The following is a 1,325-nucleotide window of genomic DNA, read 5'->3' on the forward strand; positions in this document are numbered from 1 at the left end:
GATTGCGGCCTCCTGTCGTTTGAAGAAGCGCGGAACCTGTGCACAGTCGGTCCAACCGCACGGGCATCAGGTGTTCCAAAGGATGTGCGGGTGGATTATCCATACTCGGGATACGGGGATCTCGACATCTCCCCGATCCTGCCAACTGCCTATGGGGGCGAGATCAACGGGGATGTCTATGACAGGATCGTTGTGCGTCTGCTTGAGGTTGCACAGTCTGTTGAGATCATCGAGACCTGCCTTAAAGAGATGCCGGAAGGGCCGATCCTCTGGGAGCCGAAGCTTCCAAAGCTCCTCTCTGCCTGCAAAAAGGCCCATGGTGAGGCGGTCGGTCGGCACGAGGCTCCACGTGGCGAATGCCTCCACTATGTGGCAATGGACGGCAATGAAGCTCCCGCAATGTGGAAGGTGAAGGCATCCAGTTACAGCAACCTCCATTCATGGATTCCGATGCTCGAAGGCGAACAGCTTGCTGATGTCCCGATCATCGTCGCATCCATTGACCCCTGCCTCTCCTGCACCGACAGGGTCGCTGTAGTCCGTGGTACAAAACGGGATCTGATGACAAAGGAAGATCTCCATCGGCTCTCGGTGGAGAAGACACGGAGGATTCAGGAATGCTGAGTCCTGAGACCATTCTGGTCACCATTCTGGCTGCATTCGGCCTCTCGATCATCGGGATTGCTCTTGGGCTCATCCTCCTTGGGGTCGATCGAAGGATCTCTGCCCGGATGCAGGCCCGGATCGGCCCCCCGCTCCGGCAGCCGTTTATTGATCTGAAGAAATTACTCTCGAAAGAGAATATCATCCCCGAGAATGCGATCCCATCGCTCTTCAATGCCGCTCCGATCGTGGCGCTCGCCTCATCGATTGTGGTGCTCCTGTACCTCCCGATCGGCTCGATGATGCCGATCCTCGGTGGCTATGGCGATCTGATCCTGGTGATGTACCTGCTTGCGGTTCCGGCACTTGCGATGGTTGCCGGAGGGTTTGCCTCCGGATCACCATATGCAACTGTTGGTGCACAGCGTGAGATGGTGAGCATGATCGCATACGAGCTCCCGCTAGCCTCTATTGTTATAGCGGTCGCCTGGCTCCTCTATTCATCGGGAGTTGCTGATCCCTTCGCACTTTCAAGTATTGTGGCAAACCCGATCTGGACTCTGGTCGGACCCCTCGGGATGGTGGGGCTCTTCATTCTGCTCCTCACCTTCGCCTGGGTCTCGCCAGCCGAACTTTCAAAGATCCCCTTCGACACGCCTGAAGCAGAGACCGAGCTTGCCGGAGGAGTGCTTGTCGAGTACTCAGGGAAAAACCTCGGCCTC

Annotated in this window: 1 protein-coding gene and 1 pseudogene; both read left to right on the forward strand. The window is 57.0% G+C overall.

Annotation, left to right across the window (positions count from 1 at the left end; genetic code table 11):
• Positions 1-624, forward strand: a pseudogene (locus tag QCH34_RS12785) (NADH dehydrogenase subunit); the annotation flags it as partial.
• Positions 618-1,325: complex I subunit 1 family protein (locus tag QCH34_RS12790; RefSeq protein ID WP_300334694.1), on the forward strand; the 708-nt coding region annotated here is incomplete at its 3' end. The pseudogene QCH34_RS12785 and the gene QCH34_RS12790, both read left to right, overlap by 7 nt.

It is taken from the genome of Methanocalculus sp. (assembly GCF_029762515.1).
GTDB lineage: Archaea > Halobacteriota > Methanomicrobia > Methanomicrobiales > Methanocorpusculaceae > Methanocalculus.